General features: G+C 69.1%; 13 protein-coding genes. 4 read left to right on the top strand and 9 right to left on the bottom strand.

Annotation, left to right across the window (positions count from 1 at the left end; translation table 11 throughout):
- Positions 1–68: 68 nt before the first annotated feature.
- From holA to AR539_RS13405, 9 genes are all read right to left on the bottom strand, one after another.
- Positions 69–1,088: a DNA polymerase III subunit delta gene (gene holA, locus AR539_RS13445; protein ID WP_066437764.1), complete on the bottom strand. Its 1,020-nt coding sequence runs from the start codon at positions 1,086–1,088 to the stop codon at positions 69–71.
- Positions 1,016–2,800, bottom strand: coding sequence for a ComEC/Rec2 family competence protein (locus AR539_RS13440; RefSeq protein WP_231728615.1), 1,785 nt, complete (start codon positions 2,798–2,800; stop codon positions 1,016–1,018). The genes holA and AR539_RS13440 overlap by 73 nt, the downstream gene beginning before the upstream one ends.
- Positions 2,801–3,120: 320 nt before the next feature.
- Positions 3,121–4,035: a helix-hairpin-helix domain-containing protein gene (locus AR539_RS13435; RefSeq protein WP_082699365.1), complete on the bottom strand. Its 915-nt coding sequence runs from the start codon at positions 4,033–4,035 to the stop codon at positions 3,121–3,123.
- A gap of 79 nt (positions 4,036–4,114) precedes the next feature.
- Entirely contained in the window at positions 4,115–4,387 is a 273-nt protein-coding gene (locus tag AR539_RS13430; protein WP_066437757.1) for a hypothetical protein, read from the bottom strand.
- A 12-nt stretch (positions 4,388–4,399) separates the two neighbouring features.
- Entirely contained in the window at positions 4,400–5,395 is a 996-nt protein-coding gene (locus AR539_RS13425) for a DegV family protein (RefSeq protein ID WP_066437756.1), read from the bottom strand.
- Between the two features lie 86 nt (positions 5,396–5,481).
- Positions 5,482–8,019, bottom strand: a complete 2,538-nt coding sequence (gene leuS / locus AR539_RS13420) for a leucine--tRNA ligase (RefSeq protein ID WP_066437755.1) — start codon at positions 8,017–8,019, stop codon at positions 5,482–5,484.
- 354 nt (positions 8,020–8,373) lie between these two features.
- The gene (glpK, locus tag AR539_RS13415) at positions 8,374–9,888 is read right to left on the bottom strand and encodes a glycerol kinase GlpK (RefSeq protein WP_066437751.1); all 1,515 of its coding nucleotides are present in this window, start codon (positions 9,886–9,888) and stop codon (positions 8,374–8,376) included.
- Positions 9,889–9,940: 52 nt separating this feature from the next.
- Positions 9,941–10,693 carry an MIP/aquaporin family protein gene (locus tag AR539_RS13410; protein WP_066437750.1) on the bottom strand — a complete coding sequence of 251 codons (753 nt, stop codon included), beginning with the start codon at positions 10,691–10,693 and terminating at the stop codon, positions 9,941–9,943.
- A gap of 159 nt (positions 10,694–10,852) precedes the next feature.
- On the bottom strand, positions 10,853–12,637 hold the full coding sequence (locus AR539_RS13405; RefSeq protein ID WP_066437748.1) for a glycerol-3-phosphate dehydrogenase/oxidase: 1,785 nt from the start codon (positions 12,635–12,637) through the stop codon (positions 10,853–10,855).
- A gap of 126 nt (positions 12,638–12,763) precedes the next feature.
- Between AR539_RS13405 and AR539_RS13400 the strand changes: the two genes are divergently transcribed.
- From AR539_RS13400 to AR539_RS13385, 4 genes are read left to right on the top strand one after another with little or no spacing between them, the layout of a single operon-like run.
- Positions 12,764–13,726, top strand: a complete 963-nt coding sequence (locus AR539_RS13400; protein ID WP_066437745.1) for a sugar-binding transcriptional regulator — start codon at positions 12,764–12,766, stop codon at positions 13,724–13,726.
- 49 nt (positions 13,727–13,775) lie between these two features.
- A complete protein-coding gene (locus tag AR539_RS13395; RefSeq protein ID WP_066437742.1) occupies positions 13,776–14,654 on the top strand; it encodes an aldo/keto reductase in 879 nt (292 codons plus the stop codon).
- 39 nt (positions 14,655–14,693) lie between these two features.
- Positions 14,694–15,620, top strand: a complete 927-nt coding sequence (locus tag AR539_RS13390) for an alpha/beta fold hydrolase (RefSeq protein ID WP_066437739.1) — start codon at positions 14,694–14,696, stop codon at positions 15,618–15,620.
- Positions 15,617–16,717, top strand: a complete 1,101-nt coding sequence (locus AR539_RS13385) for a glycosyltransferase family 4 protein (protein WP_066437737.1) — start codon at positions 15,617–15,619, stop codon at positions 16,715–16,717. Before AR539_RS13390 ends, AR539_RS13385 begins: the two co-directional genes overlap by 4 nt.
- Positions 16,718–16,739 lie beyond the last annotated feature (22 nt).

The raw sequence follows: 16,739 nt of genomic DNA, 5'->3' as shown, positions 1-16,739 counted from the left end.
AGGGTTTGCGGTGCCCTTGTTCCGCGGAGTGCACGGCGCCCGCCTGTCCGGCGCCGTTCCACCTCCGGTCAGCGGCGCACGGAGGTCGCAATCACCGTGACGGCGTGCTCCACCGCATAGACCGGGTCCCGGGACAGGCCCTTGACCTGGGCGTCGGCTTCGGCGGTGACCTGGATGGACCGGACCAGCCCCTCCGGAGTCCAGCGCCGCACTTCCCGCTGGGCCTGCTCAACAAGCCAGGGCTGCATGCCCAGCTGCTTGGCAATCTGGGCCGAGGACCCCTGGGCGCCGGCGACCTTGGCGAGGGTACGGAGCTTCGAGGCCAGTGCGGCTACGAGCGGCACCGGGTCGGCTCCGGTGTCCAGGGCGTGGCGCAGCGTGGACAGGGCCAGCGGTGCATTCCCGGCCATTGCGGCGTCGGCCACCTTGAAGGCGGTGGCTTCCACCCGGCCCCCGTAGTAGCGGTCCACCATCGCCGCATCCACCCCGGTGGAGGCATCCGCGATCAGCTGGCTGCAGGCAGCGGCCAGTTCGGCCAAGTTTGCGCCGACTGCGTTAACGAGCGCGTGGACGGCGTCGGGATCGATGCGCCGCGATGCAGCCCGGAACTCCGAGGTCACGAACGCGATCTTGTCGGCGTCCTTTTTCAGGGGCTGGCAGTCCACCACCGGCCAGCCCCCGGCCTTCACCGCGTCGAGGAGTTTCTTGCCGCGCACTCCCCCGCTGTGGCGGAGGACCAGCACGGCGTCCGGTTCGGGCTGCTGCAGGTACTTGAGCCCGTCGGCCAGGAAGGCGTCGTTCATGCCCTCGAGCCCGTCCACTTCGATCAGCTTCTGCTCGCCGAAGAGCGACGGGCTGATGTTCATCGCAAGCGAGCCCGGCTCATAGCTGCCGGCGTTGAGCCTGGTGACCTCGACGTCGGGGGCTGCGGCGCGGACCTGCGCACGGATGCGGTCCATTGCGCGGGACCCCAGATAGTCCTCCGGCCCGGCGACCAGCACGACGGGGGCCGGGGTCACATCCCGCCAGCTGGCGGTGGCGGTCTTCGACGCGGCGGACCGGGCACGCGGGGTCTGGGCAGCAGCCACTGAGGTTTCCTCCCGGAAGATTGTTTGCAGAGTCTAAGCGTGCCACGGGCCGGGCGGTGCACCAAGCCGGGCACCTGCCGCGGTACGGACCCAAACCCGGCACCAGCCGCGGCCCCGGAGCCGGAAGGTGCCCGGGCGCCGCCGGCGGAGGACGCCGCCCGGTCAAGCAGGGCCACCGTCTGCGCATGGGCGGCCAAGGCCAGCGTGAGGGTGCGGGCCGGGTGGAACGCCAGCCAGCATGCGGCAAGGGCGCAGGCGGAGAAGAGCGCCATGGTGGCGGCGCCGAAGCCGCCCTCAGGCCACGGCAGCACAGCACCGGGCAGTCCCGCGAAGAACCGGGCGATCGCTCCCACGCCGGCTGCGAAGGCCGCGGCGACGCCCAGCGGCACGGCGGCCAGGACCGGTGCGAGCGGCACCAGCGGCACGGACGCCGTCCCCAGCAGCGTGACCGGGGCGACGAGCACCGCGGCGGCCATGTTGGCTGGCAGCGCGTACGTGGAGAACTGCGGCTGCAGCAGCACAATCACCGGTCCACAGAACGCCTGTGCGGACAACGGCACCGCGATGCCCGCAGCGGCCCACCGCGGCACGGCCGCCGGAAACCACTCCATGACGGGCCGGCCGGCCAGGACGATGCCGAGTGTGGCGAGCACGGACAGCAGGAATCCGAAGCTCGTGGACAGGGACGGCTGCGCCAGCACCAGCGCGATCACCGCAACGCACAGGAAGCTCAGGCCCCGGCCGGGACGCCCGCCGGACACGGCCACCAGCCCAACACCACCCATGACCGCAGCACGCAGCACGCTGGCGTCAGGGCCGACCATCAGGACAAACAGGCCCAGCCCGGCGAGGCCAAGGGCCGCCGCGGACAGCCGGGCGAGCCGCAGGCTCCGTGCGGCCAGCAGGAACGCGCCAAGGACCAGGCTGCAGTTGGCCCCGCTGACGGCGGTCAGATGGGTCATGCCCACAGACTTCATGGCCTGGTCCAGTCCGGCATCAAGGGCGCTGGTGTCTCCGGTGACCATGCCCGGCAGCAGTCCCCGGGCGTCGCCGTCGAACCGCCCGGCGGCTGCGGTGAAGAGGTCGCGGAGCTCGCCCGGGCCGCGCTGCCACGGGCCTGGTTGCGCCAGCGGCAGCGGGGTGGAGCTGGCCGAGAGGACGGCAGCCTCGGGCTGGCCCGGGCCGGGCGGCGCAAGTTTGCCGGTGGTCCGGATCCGCTGCCCGGGGGCTGCATGCTCCCAGTCGGTGCCGCCCAGGACCAGCAGCCGGGCCGGTGCCCGCACGCGCCGTGCGTCGTAGGTCATCTCGACCAGGGACACCGGCACCGCCCATCGGTCCACGAGTCCTGTCCGCGCCGGCGCCTTCAGCCTCCGCGGCGCACCCGTGACCTCGATTTCCAAGGCAACGGATGCACGCGCGCCGGCAGCCTGGGCCAGCGCGCCCTCATGCCGCGGGGTGGAACCAGCGGCGCTGTGCCCGCCCGCTGCCGCAGCGAGGAGCAGCGCCACGGCCATCGTCGCGCGGAAACTTCTCCGGACGGGCCTGCCGGGCCGTCCTGTCCGCCGCCGGGCCGCTGCAGAAGGCGCCGGCCAGAGCAGCAGACCGGCGGCAACCACAAGTACCGAACAGATGACGGCCAGCGCCGCGGGCTGCACCTGGTGTCCCGCGGCCGCCGCAGCCCACACGAGTATCGCGGCCGGGACCAGGCGCACGTCGATCCTGCGTAGGTCATCTGCGCGGCCCGGACGGAAGCGCACCGGCCCTCGAAACGGGAGCAGCACGTCCCTGGCCCCCTGCCTCCAACGTTTACGGTACGGTTCCCCCGGCTGCTCCCTGTGCTGCTGTTCATGAGGCTCACTGCGCTGCTCCCCCGGCTGCCCCATGTGCTGCTCGCTGCGTTGCTCCCCCGGCTGCCCCCTGTGCTGCTCGCTGCGTTGCTCCCCCGCCTGTCTCCTGTGCTGCTCTCTGCGTTGTTCCCTGTGCCGTTCACTGCGCTCTTCCCTGTGCCGTTCGCTGCCCATGCCGGTGCCCCTCAAACCCGGACCAGCGGCAGCAGCGCCTCCAGCAGCTTTGGTCCGAACCCGTCCACGGCATCCAGCTCCTCAACCCGCTGGAAGTTGCCGTGCTGGGTCCGCCAGTCCACGATCCGCTGCGCCAGGACCGGGCCCACGCGCGGCAGTGTTGCCAGTTCGTCGGCCGGCGCCGTGTTGAGGTTGACCTTGCCGCCTGCAGGAGCGGAGCCGTCAGCACCGGGCGGGCTTCCCCGGGCCCCGGCGTCACCGGCGGCAGCGGGGCCGCCAGGAACGGTTTCGCCCACCTTCGGCACCAGGACCTTCTGGCCGTCCTCAAGCACGGATGCGAGGTTGAGCTGGTCCGGGTCAGCGTCCGGGGCACTGCCCCCGGCCGCGGCGATGGCCTGGTGCAGGCGGCTGCCGCGGGGCAACTCCACGATGCCGGCACGGAGCACCGCACCAGCCACGTGCACGATGATGGTTGCGCTGGCGTCTGCATCCCCGTCGGTTCCGCCAGGGGAAACGTCCGGCGGTGCGTCGGCGGCGGCGGACGGTCCGGCGTCGGGGTCCGGAGCGTGGACGTCCTCCGCCTCCGGCGGGCTGATGGAGCTCAGCGGGCTGACTTCCGCGGTGGCGTGCGCTGCCTGCCACCAGAACCAGCCAAGAAGCGCCACGGCCAGCAGGCACAGCAGCGCCGCAGCCCGGCCTCCCGTGCGCCACCTGAGCCGGGGGCCGCGGGGCGGCGGTTGGTCCGGGGCGGGTTCGCGTGGTCCTGCGGCCGGGGTGACCGCGGGTGCCCGGTCGAGCAGGCCCGCCGGGACGTCCCGGTCCTCGGCGTCCGGGTGTGCGGCTTCCGGGTACACGGCGGCCGCCAGCCTGCGGCCGGAGTGGCCCTGTCCGGTGTTGTGCAGTTCCCCCGAAATGTGGCGCGGCATGCGCCCATCGTACGAAGGGGACGAGACGCAGTTCAGGGCCGGTGTGTCCTATGTGGATAGTGGCGTTCCGGGCCGGGTGTCAGCCGAGGCGGCTGAAGTTTTCCAGCAGGCCCATCAGGGTCAGGCACAGGTCGCCGACCAGGTGCTCACTCCATCCTTCACCGGCCCGCGGGTAGGTGAGCACCCACTGGCTGAGTCCCTCGAGCAGTTCGGCCACTGATTGGTACTCGCGCTTCTTGATGAGCATCCCGATCGCGGCGACTGCCTCGTCTTCGGTATCGAAGGTGATGGTGCCGTCCCTGATGCAGCGGACAATCTCCCGCGCCTGCGCCGAAACTTCGTCCTGTGTCATGGCTGAGACCTTTCACTGGCTATGTGCTGCAGTGTAGCCTCCCTTGCTGTCCTCACCCACGATCACAGCCAGGACACCGAGGCCGGCGTGGGCGGCCAGGACCGCCGGCAGGGCACTGATCTGGACGGGCGGACCGCCGGGAACCGCGGCTGCCAGCTGCTCCGCCAGGTCGCCGGCCTCAGCCGGATTGCCGAAGTGGTGGACGGCAAGCCGCGCATGCCCCGGAGGCCGGGAGGCAGCGTCGGCCACCGCGATCTCCTTGAGCCGTGCGACGGCTTTGGCCGCGGAGCGGACCTTTTCCAGCGGGACCACCTTGCCGCCTTCGACGGCGAGGATGGGCTTGATGGCGAGCATGGTTCCCCACAGCGAGGCCGCAGCGCCGATCCGTCCGCCCCGGCGCAGCTGCTCCAGGCTGGGCACGTAGAAATACACCTTGGTGCCCGCCAGGCGCTGCTCGGCGGCCTGCCGCACCTCGGCCGCAGCCCCGCCGGCGGCTGCAGCGGCGACGGCGGCCTGGACGCCCATCCCCTGCGCCATGCCGACCGTCCGGGAGTCCAGAACCTCCACCGGAATTTCCACGCGGGCGGCGGCGAGGCGGGCCGCGTCGGCCGTGCCGGACAGTTCCCCGGAGATGTGGACGGACACCACGGACTCGAAGCCGCGGCGGTGGGCCGCCGCATAGGCTTGTTCGAACTGGCCAGGGGAAGGGCGGGATGTCTTGACGGGTTTGCCGCTCGCCAGGGCGACGGCGATCGTGTCGGCGATGTCGTCCTCGCCCTCGCCGTAAATCTCGGTCCCCACCATCACCGGCATCGGGACAACTGTGAGCCGCCCGTCAGCGGCGAGTTCCCGGGCCCAGCCGGCCGGCAGTGCGGCGGCGGAGTCCGTGACCACGGCAGTGCGGACCACGGCGGGCTCACCGGGTGCCGCACCCGGCCGTTTCGCCGGACGGAAACCGCCCAGGCGCTCCTTCAGCCAGGGCCAGCCCGACGGGTCGCGGTGCGGCACGGTGCACCTCCTGCTGTCTGCGCTGGCTCCCGGACCGTGCTGGTACTGCCTGCCGCCGGTGGTTCACCGGCGGCAGGCATCCCCTGCTAGGCCGGGACGATGTTGACCAGTTTAGGCGCCCGCACGATCACCGTGCGGATCCCCCGCCCGTCGAGGGCGCGCTGGACGTTCTCGGAGGCCAGGGCCAGTTCCCGCAGTTCGTCCTCGCCGATCCCGGGCGAGACCTCCAGGCGGTCCCGGACCTTGCCCTGGACCTGGACCACTGCGGTCACCGTGTCCTGCACCAGCAGGGCAGGATCGTGCGCGGGCCAGCCGGCGTTGGCCACCGACGCCGGGTGCCCCAGCACGTTCCAGAGGTCCTCGACCGTGTACGGCGCGAAGAGGCTCAGGATGACTGCGACGGTTTCGACGGCCTCGCGGACGGCCGGGTCGGCGCCGCCGGCACCGGTGGCCGCGCCTCTGTCGATCGTCTTGCGCGTGGCGTTGACCAGCTCCATGAGCTTGGCCACCACCACGTTGAACTTGTTGGCGTCCAGCAGGGCTTCCGCGTCGGCGATGGTGCGGTGCGTGACGGCACGCAGCGCCCGGTCGCCGGTGGCGAAGTCGACGCCGGGTGCACTGGAGACGTCCTGTCCCAGGCGCCAGGCGCGGGCCAGGAACTTGGCAGAGCCCGACGGCGAGACGTCCGCCCAGTCGACGTCGTCCTCCGGCGGGGAGGCGAAGATCATGGTGAGGCGGACGGCGTCCACGCCGTACTTGTCCAGCTGTTCGCCGAGGTCCACACCGTTGCCCAGGGACTTGCTCATGGCCTTGCCGCCGTTGAGCACCTGGCCCTGGTTCAGCAGCGCGCTGAAGGGTTCGTCGGCGTCGATCATGCCCAGGTCGTGGATGACCTTGGTGAAGAAGCGGGCGTACAGCAGGTGCAGGATGGCGTGCTCGACGCCGCCCACGTACTGGCCCACCGGCATCCAGTCGTTGATCTTCGCCGGATCGAACGGGCCTTCAGTGAACTGCGGGGAGACGAAGCGCAGGAAGTACCAGGAGGAATCCACGAACGTGTCCATGGTGTCCGTGTCGCGCTTGGCCGGGCCGTGGCAGGAGGGGCACTCCACGTTGACCCAGGCCTCGGCGGCGGCCAGCGGTGAGGTGCCCTTCGGGGACAGGTCCTCGCCGCGCAGGTCGGCCGGCAGGGTGACGGGCAGCTGCTCGTCCGGGACCGGCACTTCGCCGCAGGCGGGGCAGTGGATGATGGGGATCGGAGTGCCCCAGAACCGCTGCCGGCTGAGCAGCCAGTCGCGCAGGCGGAAGTTCACGAACTTCTCGCCCGTGCCCTGCTCCTGCAGGATGCCGATGGCAGCCGGGATGGCTTCGGCCTTCGGCAGCCCGTCCAGGGCGCCGGAGTTGATCAGCGTCCCCTCGCCGGACGTGGCCGTCCCGCTGACCGCGGGATCCTCCTCGCCGGTGTCCAGCACGGCCCGGACCGGCAGGTCGAAGGTGCGGGCGAAGTCCAGGTCGCGCTGGTCGTGCGCCGGGACCGCCATGATGGCGCCGGTGCCGTAGTCCGCCAGCACGTAGTCGGCGGCCCAGACCGGCAGCTTCTCGCCGTTGAGCGGGTTGATGGCGTAGCGGCCGGTGAAGACGCCGGTCTTCTCCCGCTCGGTGGACTGGCGTTCGATTTCGGACAGCGCCTTGACCTGCTCGCGGTACGCGTCCAGGGCGGCGGCGTGCTCGTCCGTGACCAGCTCGACGGCGAGCGGCGCATCGGCGGCGACCACAAAGAACGTTGCGCCGTAGAGGGTGTCGGGGCGGGTGGTGAACACCGTGACGTCCTTGGCGGGGTTTTCGCCGTCGGCCTCGATCACGAAGTTGACGTGCGCGCCTTCGGAGCGGCCGATCCAGTTCTTCTGCATCGCCAGGACGCGCTCGGGCCAGTGGCCGCGCAGCTCGTCCATGTCATCGAGCAGCCGGTCGGCGTAGTCGGTGATTTTGAAGTACCACTGGTTCAGCGATTTCTTGGTGACGGCGGTGCCGCAGCGTTCGCAGGCGCCGTTGACCACCTGTTCGTTGGCCAGCACGGTCTGGTCCTTGGGGCACCAGTTGACCGGGGAATTCTTGCGGTACGCCAGGCCGCGCTCGTAGAAGCGCTTGAACAGCCACTGCGTCCAGCGGTAGTACTCCGGATCGGAGGTGTGCAGCCGGCGGGACCAGTCGGCGGAGATCGCGTAGCGCTTGAACGACGCCGCCTGGGTGTCGATGTTGGCGTACGTCCACTCGCTGGGGTGGGCGTTGCGCTTGATGGCGGCGTTCTCGGCGGGCAGGCCGAAGGAGTCCCAGCCGATCGGGTGCAGGACGTCGTAGCCCTTCTGGCGCAGGTACCGCGCGACGACGTCGCCCATGGCGAACGCTTCGGCGTGGCCCATGTGCAGGTCGCCGGAGGGGTACGGGAACATGTCCAGCACATACCGGCGCTCCTTCGAGCCGTCGTCGAGCGGCGTGAAGACCTTCAGGTCCTCCCAGACCTGCGGCCACTTCGCTTCCATGGCCGCGAAGCTGTAGGCGCCCTCCTCGGGGCTCTCCGCTGCGACTGCTGGTGTTCCGGTCTCTGTCTCCGGCTGAACGCTCACTGCTGCCCTCTTCTGTTCTGTCTAGCCTTGTGTTCCGAAACGTCATATTCCGGCACGACGGCCTGATCCCTGCTTGCTGGTGTTTGCTGCCGGGAGTACCCCAGACACACAAAAGCCCCTCGACATGGAGGGGCGGCCGCTCGGCAATCCGTAGTCGGGATACCGGGCGGCTAGCTAAGCACAAGGATCGCACGCATAGGACTACTCTAGCGCACCGCGAATCGCCTCACCGTAAGCCGCCACGAGCGGCTGAAGTACGGGCGCACGAGAGAGGGAGGCCGCACCCCGCCAGGGTGTGGTGGGCACCGCGAAGCGGGCAGGGCGGGTGCGGCCTCCCTCGATAGAGGCTGGGGCCTACTTCACGTCCTCGTCGACCCAGTCCATGGACTTGGTGACGGCCTTCTTCCAGAGGCGCATCTGGCGCTCCCGCTCGGCCTGGTCCATGGTGGGCTCCCAGCGCTTGTCCTCCGACCAGTTGGCGGAGCACTCGCCGAGGTCCTTCCAGAAGCCGACCGCCAGCCCTGCGGCGTAGGCGGCGCCCAGGGACGTGGTTTCCACGACCTTGGGCCGGATCACCGGTACGCCCAGGATGTCGGCCTGGAACTGCATCAGCGCGTCGTTGGCGACCATGCCGCCGTCGACCTTCAGCTCGGTCAGCGGCACACCCGAGTCCGCGTTGACGGCGTCGAGCACCTCGCGGGTCTGGAAGGCGGTGGCCTCCAGCGCCGCCCGGGCAATGTGGTTCTTGTTCACGTAGCGGGTCAGGCCGACGATCGCGCCGCGGGCGTCGGAACGCCAGTACGGAGCGAACAGGCCCGAGAACGCCGGAACGATGTAGACGCCGCCGTTGTCCTCAACTGAGGCCGCCAGCGTCTCCACTTCGGGGGCGCTGCTGATCATGCCGAGGTTGTCTCGCAGCCACTGCACCAGCGACCCGGTGACGGCGATGGAGCCTTCCAGGGCGTAGTGCGGTGCGGCGTCGCCGAGCTTGTAGCCGACGGTGGTCAGCAGCCCGTTCTTGGAGTGGACGATTTCCTCACCGGTGTTGAAGATGAGGAAGCAGCCCGTGCCGTAGGTGTTCTTGGCTTCGCCGGCGTCGAACGCCGCCTGGCCGAACGTCGCCGCCTGCTGGTCGCCGAGGATGCCCGCGACGGGAACCTCACGCAGCAGCTGGGACGTGTGCACCGTGCCGTAGACCTCGGACGAGGACTTGATGGCCGGCATCATGGACGCCGGAACCCCGAACGCGTCCAGGATCTCCTGGTCCCAGGAGAGGGTCTCGAGGTCCATGAACATGGTCCGCGACGCGTTCGTCACATCCGTGACGTGGACGCCGCCGTCGGTACCGCCGGTCAGGTTCCAGAGCACCCAGCAGTCGGTGTTGCCGAACACCAGGTCCCCGGCCTCGGCCTTGGCGCGGGCGCCCTCGACGTTGTCCAGGATCCATTTGATCTTGGTGCCGGAGAAGTAGGTGGCCAGCGGCAGGCCGACCTTCTGCTTGAACCGGTCCGGGCCGCCGTCCTTGGCCAGCTCGTCCACGATCGACTGCGTGCGGGTGTCCTGCCAGACGATCGCGTTGTAGACGGCCTCACCGGTGGTCTTGTCCCAGACGACGGCGGTCTCGCGCTGGTTGGTGATGCCGACGGCGGCGATGTCGTGGCGGGTCAGGTTCGCCTTGGATAGGGCGGAGGCGATGACCTCGCGGGTGTTGTTCCAGATCTCCGCTGGATCGTGCTCCACCCAGCCGGCCTGCGGGAAGATCTGTTCGTGTTCCATCTGGCCCGAGGACACGATGCTGCCGCTGTGGTCGAACACGATGGCGCGGGTGCTGGTGGTGCCCTGGTCAATGGCGATTACGTACTGGTTCATGTTGACGTCCTTGTCGTTGGGGGCTGGCGGTTGAGAGTACGGGTGGAACGGATCAGGCAGCTGCGGTGGCGATGATCGGCACGACGGCGGCGACGAGGCCTGCGAGGCCACCGCCAACCAACGGGCCGACAACCGGAATCCAGGAGTAGCTCCAGTCGGAGGAACCCTTGCCCTTCATGGGCAGCAGGGCGTGGGCGATGCGGGGGCCGAGGTCACGGGCCGGGTTGATGGCGTAGCCGGTGGGTCCACCGAGGGAGACACCGATGCCGACAACCAGCAGAGCCACGGCGAGCGGGCCGAGCCCCGAGGGTGTCCCGCCGAAGGTCAGGATAACGAACACGAGGACAAAGGTGCCGATGATCTCCGTGATGAGGTTCCAAGGCGTGGAGCGGATCGCCGGTCCGGTGGAGAAGACTGCCAGCTGGCTGGCGGGCTCCGCATCCGAAGCGTCGAAGTGCTGCTTGTAGGCCAGCCACATGACCACGGCGCCGAGGAAGGCACCGAGCAGTTCACCGCCGAAGTAGGTAAGGGTGGAGGCGAAGTCGACGGGCACGCCGGGCGCGTATTCCGTCTTGCCGTTGAGCAGCAGGCCGAAGGTCACGGCGGGGTTCAGGTGCGCCCCGGACATCGCGGCAACGTAGACACCGGAGAAGACGGCAATGCCCCATCCCCAAGTGACCATCAGGAACCCGCCGTTGTTGCCCTTGGTGCCTTTGAGTGCAACGTTTGCCACAACGCCGCAACCCAGCAGGGTCAGCATTGCGGTGCCGAATACTTCGGACAGGAAAACTATTCCAAGAGACATCTTTGACTCCTCTATTTTCTGTTGTCAGCCCCTCGCGAGTTTGAGGGGCCGTTGGGCCGGCGGCGCCGCGTTGGCGCCGCCGGCCGGCAACTGCGCCAGTGCCCCAGAGGGTACCACGCAGTCCTTGGGGCCGGACGTCCCCCGTCCGGCCCCTGATTTCTAGGAGACCAGGCTGTGGACCTGGACGCCGTGGAATCGCTTGAGCACCTCCTGAGCGTGGCTGATCTCGGAGGTCTGTGTAGCCGCGTCCCAGCCCAGCGGGCCGGCGAGGATTCCGGCAACTTCGTTCAGCAGTTCCCCGGTCACGAGTCCCCGGAAAGCGAGGGACGTGCGGCGGACCAGGACGTCGATCAGGTGCCCGATCTGCTCGTTCCGGGCCATGAACTCCAGCTCGCGCACGCTGAGCTCGCGGGTGGAGTGCAGGAGGCGGTCCGGCTCGGAGCCGGGTGCGTCGAGGAAGCTGATGACTTCCTCGGCGCGCGTGCCGTAGCGGGTCAGGAGCCCGGCCGTGCGGTCCGCGTCGCGTCCGTTGGCCATGTGTGCCTTGATCCAGCGCTGCACGCCGTCCTCGCTGTCCGGGAAGCCGGCTCCGCCGCCGATGGCGAGTTTGCCGGTGGAGACTTTCCGCTCCATGCCGAGTTCGGCCAGGACGTCGTTGCTGAGGTGTTCGGCGAGGGCGCGGAACGTGGTCCACTTGCCGCCCACCAGGCTGAGGACGACGGCCCCGTCTGCTGCGCCGGCGCGGCGTTCGATCCGGTAGTCGCGGCTGACGAAGCCCGGCTGGGTGGCGTCGTGCTTCGGCAGCGGACGCACACCGGAGAAGGTGTAGACAATCTGCCCGCGGTCCACGCTGATGTCCGGGAAGACGTGCCCGATCAGGTCGAAGAAGTAGTCGATCTCCGATTCGGTGCAGACGGCGTCTTCAGCCATGTCGGCGTCGACGTCGGTGGTACCCACCAGGACCCGGTCCCCCATCGGATAAATCAGGACGATCCGGCCGTCGGTGTGTTCGAAGAAGATCTCGCGGCCGTTGCAGGCGGCGAGCAGTTCGGGGTGGTCCAGCACGATGTGTGAGCCCTTGGTGCCGCCCATAAAGGACGACGCCGCGCCCATCGCCTGGTTCGTGAGGTCAACCCACGCGCCGGTGGTGTTGACGATGACGTCCGCGGTGAAGTCGAACAGTTCCCCGGTGAGCTCATCGCGGAGCTGCACGGTGCTGCCGGTGCGGCCCGGGCCTGCACTGTCGCGGACTGAGACCAGAGAGAGGTAGTTGCTGGCGCGCGCGTCGCTGGCTCCGGCGGCACCGGCCTTCTCGCCGTCCTGCAGGACGTCGAGGGTGAGCCGTTCCGGGTTGTGCACGGAGGCGTCAAAGTAGGTGGCGGTGTATTTGATGCCCGGGTGCAGGCGGGGCAGCTCGGCGAGGGCACTCTTGCGGCCGCGGAACTGGTGGCGGGGCACGGTGCCGCCGTCGCGGGAGAAGAAGTCGTACATGCTGAGCCCGAGCTTGATGAGGAAGGCTCCGCGTTCCTTGGGCTTGCCCTGCTGCTTGTGGGTCAGGAACCGCAGCGGCGCGGCGAGGACGCCGGAGAAGGTGCTGAAGATGGGGATGGTGGTCTGCAGCGGCTTGACGTAGTGCGGCGCGATGCGCAGGAGCCGGTTGCGTTCGACCACCGATTCCTGGACCAGGCGGAACTCGCCGTTTTCGAGGTACCGGATGCCGCCGTGGATCATGTGCGAGGAGGCGCCGCTGGCGCCCTGGCAGTAGTCGCCGCGCTCGACGAGGGCGACGTCAACGCCCTGCAGCGCGAGGTCCCGGAACGTGCCCACTCCGTTGATGCCGCCGCCGATAATCAGCACCTGTGCGTGCGGCCGCTGCCGCAGACCCTGCACCGATGCGCGCTCGCCGGCCGATGCCTGGTTGCGGGCTGAATCCTTCTGTCCCAAGAACTGCTCCTTTGGGTCTTGTTTTTGTGCGGCGCGCCCCGTGGCGCGGCGCCGTTCATCACTATTGTTTGGAGTAATGGAAAATGGAGTCAAGCACTATGCACAAACGTGCAGAACGGAAATGGGATGACACCCTCACGCCACTCCGACGCCCTCCGGGCGGCCCAGTTGTATTACCTGCAGGACCTGACCATGGACGCGATCGCGCGCGAGCTCCGGACCTCCCGGTCCACCGTCTCGCGGCTGCTGTCCTCCGCCCGGGAATCGGGGCTGGTCCAGATCCAGATCCGGAGCCCGCTGGACACGGGCCCCGAACTCGCGAGCATGATCCGCGCCGAATACAAGGTGGATGTGCACGTCGTTCCGGTGGTTGACACCCTGAATGAGGCAGAGACGCTGGACCGCGTGGCCATGCAGGCAGCACGCACCATCGGGCCGCTGGTGGACTCGAACGCCATCATCGGCGTCGCGTGGGGGTCCACCCTGAGCGCCGTGAGCCGGCACCTGACCCGGAAGATCACCCATGACAGCGTGATCGTCCAGCTCAACGGCGCCGGCAACATGCAGACCACGGGCATCACGTATGCCTCCGACATCATGCGGCGCTTCGGCAGCGCCTACGGCGCGCGGGTGGAACAGTTCCCCGTCCCGGCCTTCTTCGACCACGCGGCGACCAAAAGAGCGATGTGGAATGAGCGCAGTGTGCAACGGATCCTCGAGCTGCAGTCGCGCATGAGCATTGCGATTTTCGGCGTCGGGTCGGTCGACGCCGACTACCCCAGCCATGTCTACGCCGGCGGTTACCTCGATGAGGACGACCTGGCCATATTGGCCACCTCCGACGTTGTGGGCGACGTGGCCACCGTGTTCTTCCGCGCAGACGGCTCCTCGGACGGCATCACCCTGAACGAACGTTCCACCGGCCCTGACCTCGCCCAGCTGCGCCAGGTGCGGCGGAGGATCTGCGTGGTGTCCGGCGCCTCGAAGATCAACGGCCTGCGCGGTGCCCTCGCCGCGGGGCTGGCCACCGACCTGATCCTGGACGAGGCAAGCGCCCGCAGGCTTGTCAGCTTCGACGGCCTGGGCTGAACCGGCCTGCCGTGGGAAGCAGCGGCGCCGGAGTCGGTAAAGTCGAGGTATGAAACCCTCACTCCGGCTCAGCCTCAACAACGGTGTCCTGATCGACCAGCTGGGGTTCGGTCTCTATAAAGTGCCGCCGGAGGACGCCGCCGGACTGGTGGCCATGGCCCTCGAGGCCGGCTACCGCCACTTCGATACCGCCGCCATGTACGGGAACGAGACGGGCGTCGGCCGGGGCATCGGCACCCTCTCGGGTTCTTCTAGCCGCGACGGCGCCCGCGGCGGGTCCGGCGAGGCCTTCCCGCCGCTGTCGCGCGAGGACCTGTTCGTGACCACCAAGCTCTGGAACGACAGCCAGGGCTATGACGCCACCCTGCGCGCTTTCGACACCTCCATGGCCAACCTGGGCCTCGAGTACGTGGACCTGTACCTGATCCACTGGCCCTGCCCGCAGCGCGGCCTCTACGCCGAAAGCTACCGTGCGATGGAGACGCTGTACCGCGAGGGCAGGGCCCGCGCCATCGGCGTCTCCAACTTCCAGCCGGCCCACCTGGACCGCCTGCTGCAGACGGCCGAAGTGGTCCCGGCCGTCAACCAGATAGAACTGCACCCCTGGCTGCAGCAGGAGGAGCTGCGCGCCGTGCACCGCGAACTCGGCATCACCACTGAGGCGTGGAGCCCGCTGGGCCGGGGCCAGGTCCTGCAGGACCAGGTGGTGCTGGACCTGGCCGCCGCGCACGCCGTCACCGCGGCGCAGATCATCCTCCGCTGGCACGTCCAGCTCGGCCACGTCGCCATCCCCAAGGCGAGCTCCCACGACCGGATCCGCGACAACCTGGACGTCTTCGGGTTCAGCCTCGACGACGCGGCCATGGCGGCCATGGCCGGCCTGGAACGTGGCGTCCGCACCGGGTCCCACCCGGACTCCGTCAACTAGCGCCTCCCGACAACCATCGAGAAGACCAGGACATACCGAATGGAATCCGTGGACACCGAGTCCTCCCCCGCCGCCCTGTTCAGCGACGACCTGGAAGGCCGCACCCATGCTGACACGGTGGTCCTCGACGGCACCACGGTGGCGTACTGGCGGTACGAGCCTGTCCGGGTGACGCCCGAGACCCGGACCATCCTGGTGGTCCACGGCTTCCGCGGCGACCACCACGGCCTGCTCCGCGTGGCCGACCAGCTGCCCGAGATGCGGCTCATCATGCCCGACCTTCCCGGATTCGGCAGCTCGTCCGCCTTTGCAGCCGCCGAACACAGCGTGGAGAACTACGGCCGGTTCATCTCGGACTTCATGGCCGCCCTGGGCCTCGGCCCGGACACGGTCCTGCTGGGTCACTCCTTCGGCTCGATCGTCGCAAGCCACTACGTGGCGGCCCACCCCGGAGCCGTTGCCGAGCTGATCCTGGTCAACCCGATCGCCGCGCCCGCCCTCGAGGGGCCCAAGGGGCTTATGACCAAACTCGCCGTGCTGTACTACGAGGCCGCGGCGCGCCTGCCCCGCCGGCTGGGACAGGGCCTCCTGCGCAGCCAGCTGATTGTCCGGATCATGAGCGAGACGATGGCGAAGACCCGGAACAAGGAGCTGCGCCGCTTTGTCCACGCCCAGCACAGCGCCTACTTCTCCGCCTTCGCGGACCGGGAAAGCCTGCTTCAGGCGTTCAAGGCCTCGGTGGGCGGCAACGTGGCGGAAGTCGCCGGCAGCCTTACCCTCCCCGTGCTGCTGATCGCCGGGGAAAAGGACGAGATCGCGACGTTGCCGGACCAGCACACGCTGCTGGCCCTGCTGCCGGACGCGCACCTGGACGTCATTCCCGGCGTCGGCCATCTGATCCACTACGAGACCCCGGAACCCGCCGCGGGTTTCATCCGCCGCTTCCTGAAGGACCACTCCGCGTGAAAATCCTCATCGACGCCCGCTTCACCCGTTTGGACCACCATGACGGCATCAGCCGCTACGGCGCCAGCCTGATCGCGGCCACGGCCAAAATCGCCGACGTCTCCATGCTGATCAGCGACGTCCGCCAGCTGGCCCTGCTCCCGGATGTGCCCTACACCCTGGTCAACAGCCCGCTGTCCCCGGCCGAGCTGTTCGTGGCCGGCAAAATCAACAAGCTCGGCGCCGACGTGGTGGTGTGCCCCATGCAGACCATGGGCAGCTGGGGCCGGAAGTACGCCCTGGTGCTCACCCTGCACGACCTGATCTACTACGAGCACCCGGCGCCGCCCGGCTTCCTGCCCGCCCCGGTCCGGGTCCTGTGGCGGCTGTACCACAAGGCGTTCTGGCCGCAGCGCCTCCTGCTGAACCGGGCCGACGTCGTCGCCACCATCAGCTCCACAACGGCCGCACTGATGTCGAAGTACCGGCTCACCCGGCGTCCCGTCAGGATTGTGGGCAATGCCCCGCAGCACGGCCACACCCCGCGGGATCCGGGCGCCGGAGCGGACAAGACCCTGCTGTATATGGGCTCCTTTATGCCGTACAAGAACGTAGAGACCATGATCCGGGGCATGGCGGAGCTTCCGGACATGAGCCTGCACCTGCTCAGCCGGATCACCCCCGAGCGCCGGGCCGAACTTGAGGCCCTGGCCCCAGCCGGCGCGGACATCGTGTTCCACAACGGCGTGACGGACGCCGAGTACGAGGCCCTGCTGGGGCGCACCACGGCCCTGATCAGCCTGTCCAAGGCCGAGGGCTACGGCCTGCCGCTGGTCGAGGCGATGTCGCACGGCACCCCGGTGATCGCCAGCGACATCCCGATCTTCCGCGAAGTGGGCGGCGACGCCGTCAGCTACGTCCACCCGGACTCGCCCGCGGAATTCGCCGCCGCCGTCCGGAAACTCGAGGACCCGGATTTGTGGAAGGCCCGCTCCCGCCGTTCGGTCGAACGCGCTGCCGACTTCAGCTGGGACGACTCGGCGCGCAGGCTGGTTGAGGCCGCCGAGGAGGCGGTGGCGCTCCGTGCCCGCCGGGGCCGCCAGGGTTTGTCCGCCTAGTGCACGTCCACCAAGGGCACCG

Origin of the sequence: Arthrobacter sp. EPSL27, assembly GCF_001512305.1 — a bacterium.
Taxonomy (GTDB): Bacteria; Actinomycetota; Actinomycetes; order Actinomycetales; family Micrococcaceae; genus Arthrobacter.
Note: the sequence above shows the minus strand (reverse complement) of the source record. Positions and strands in the feature narration are given on the sequence as shown.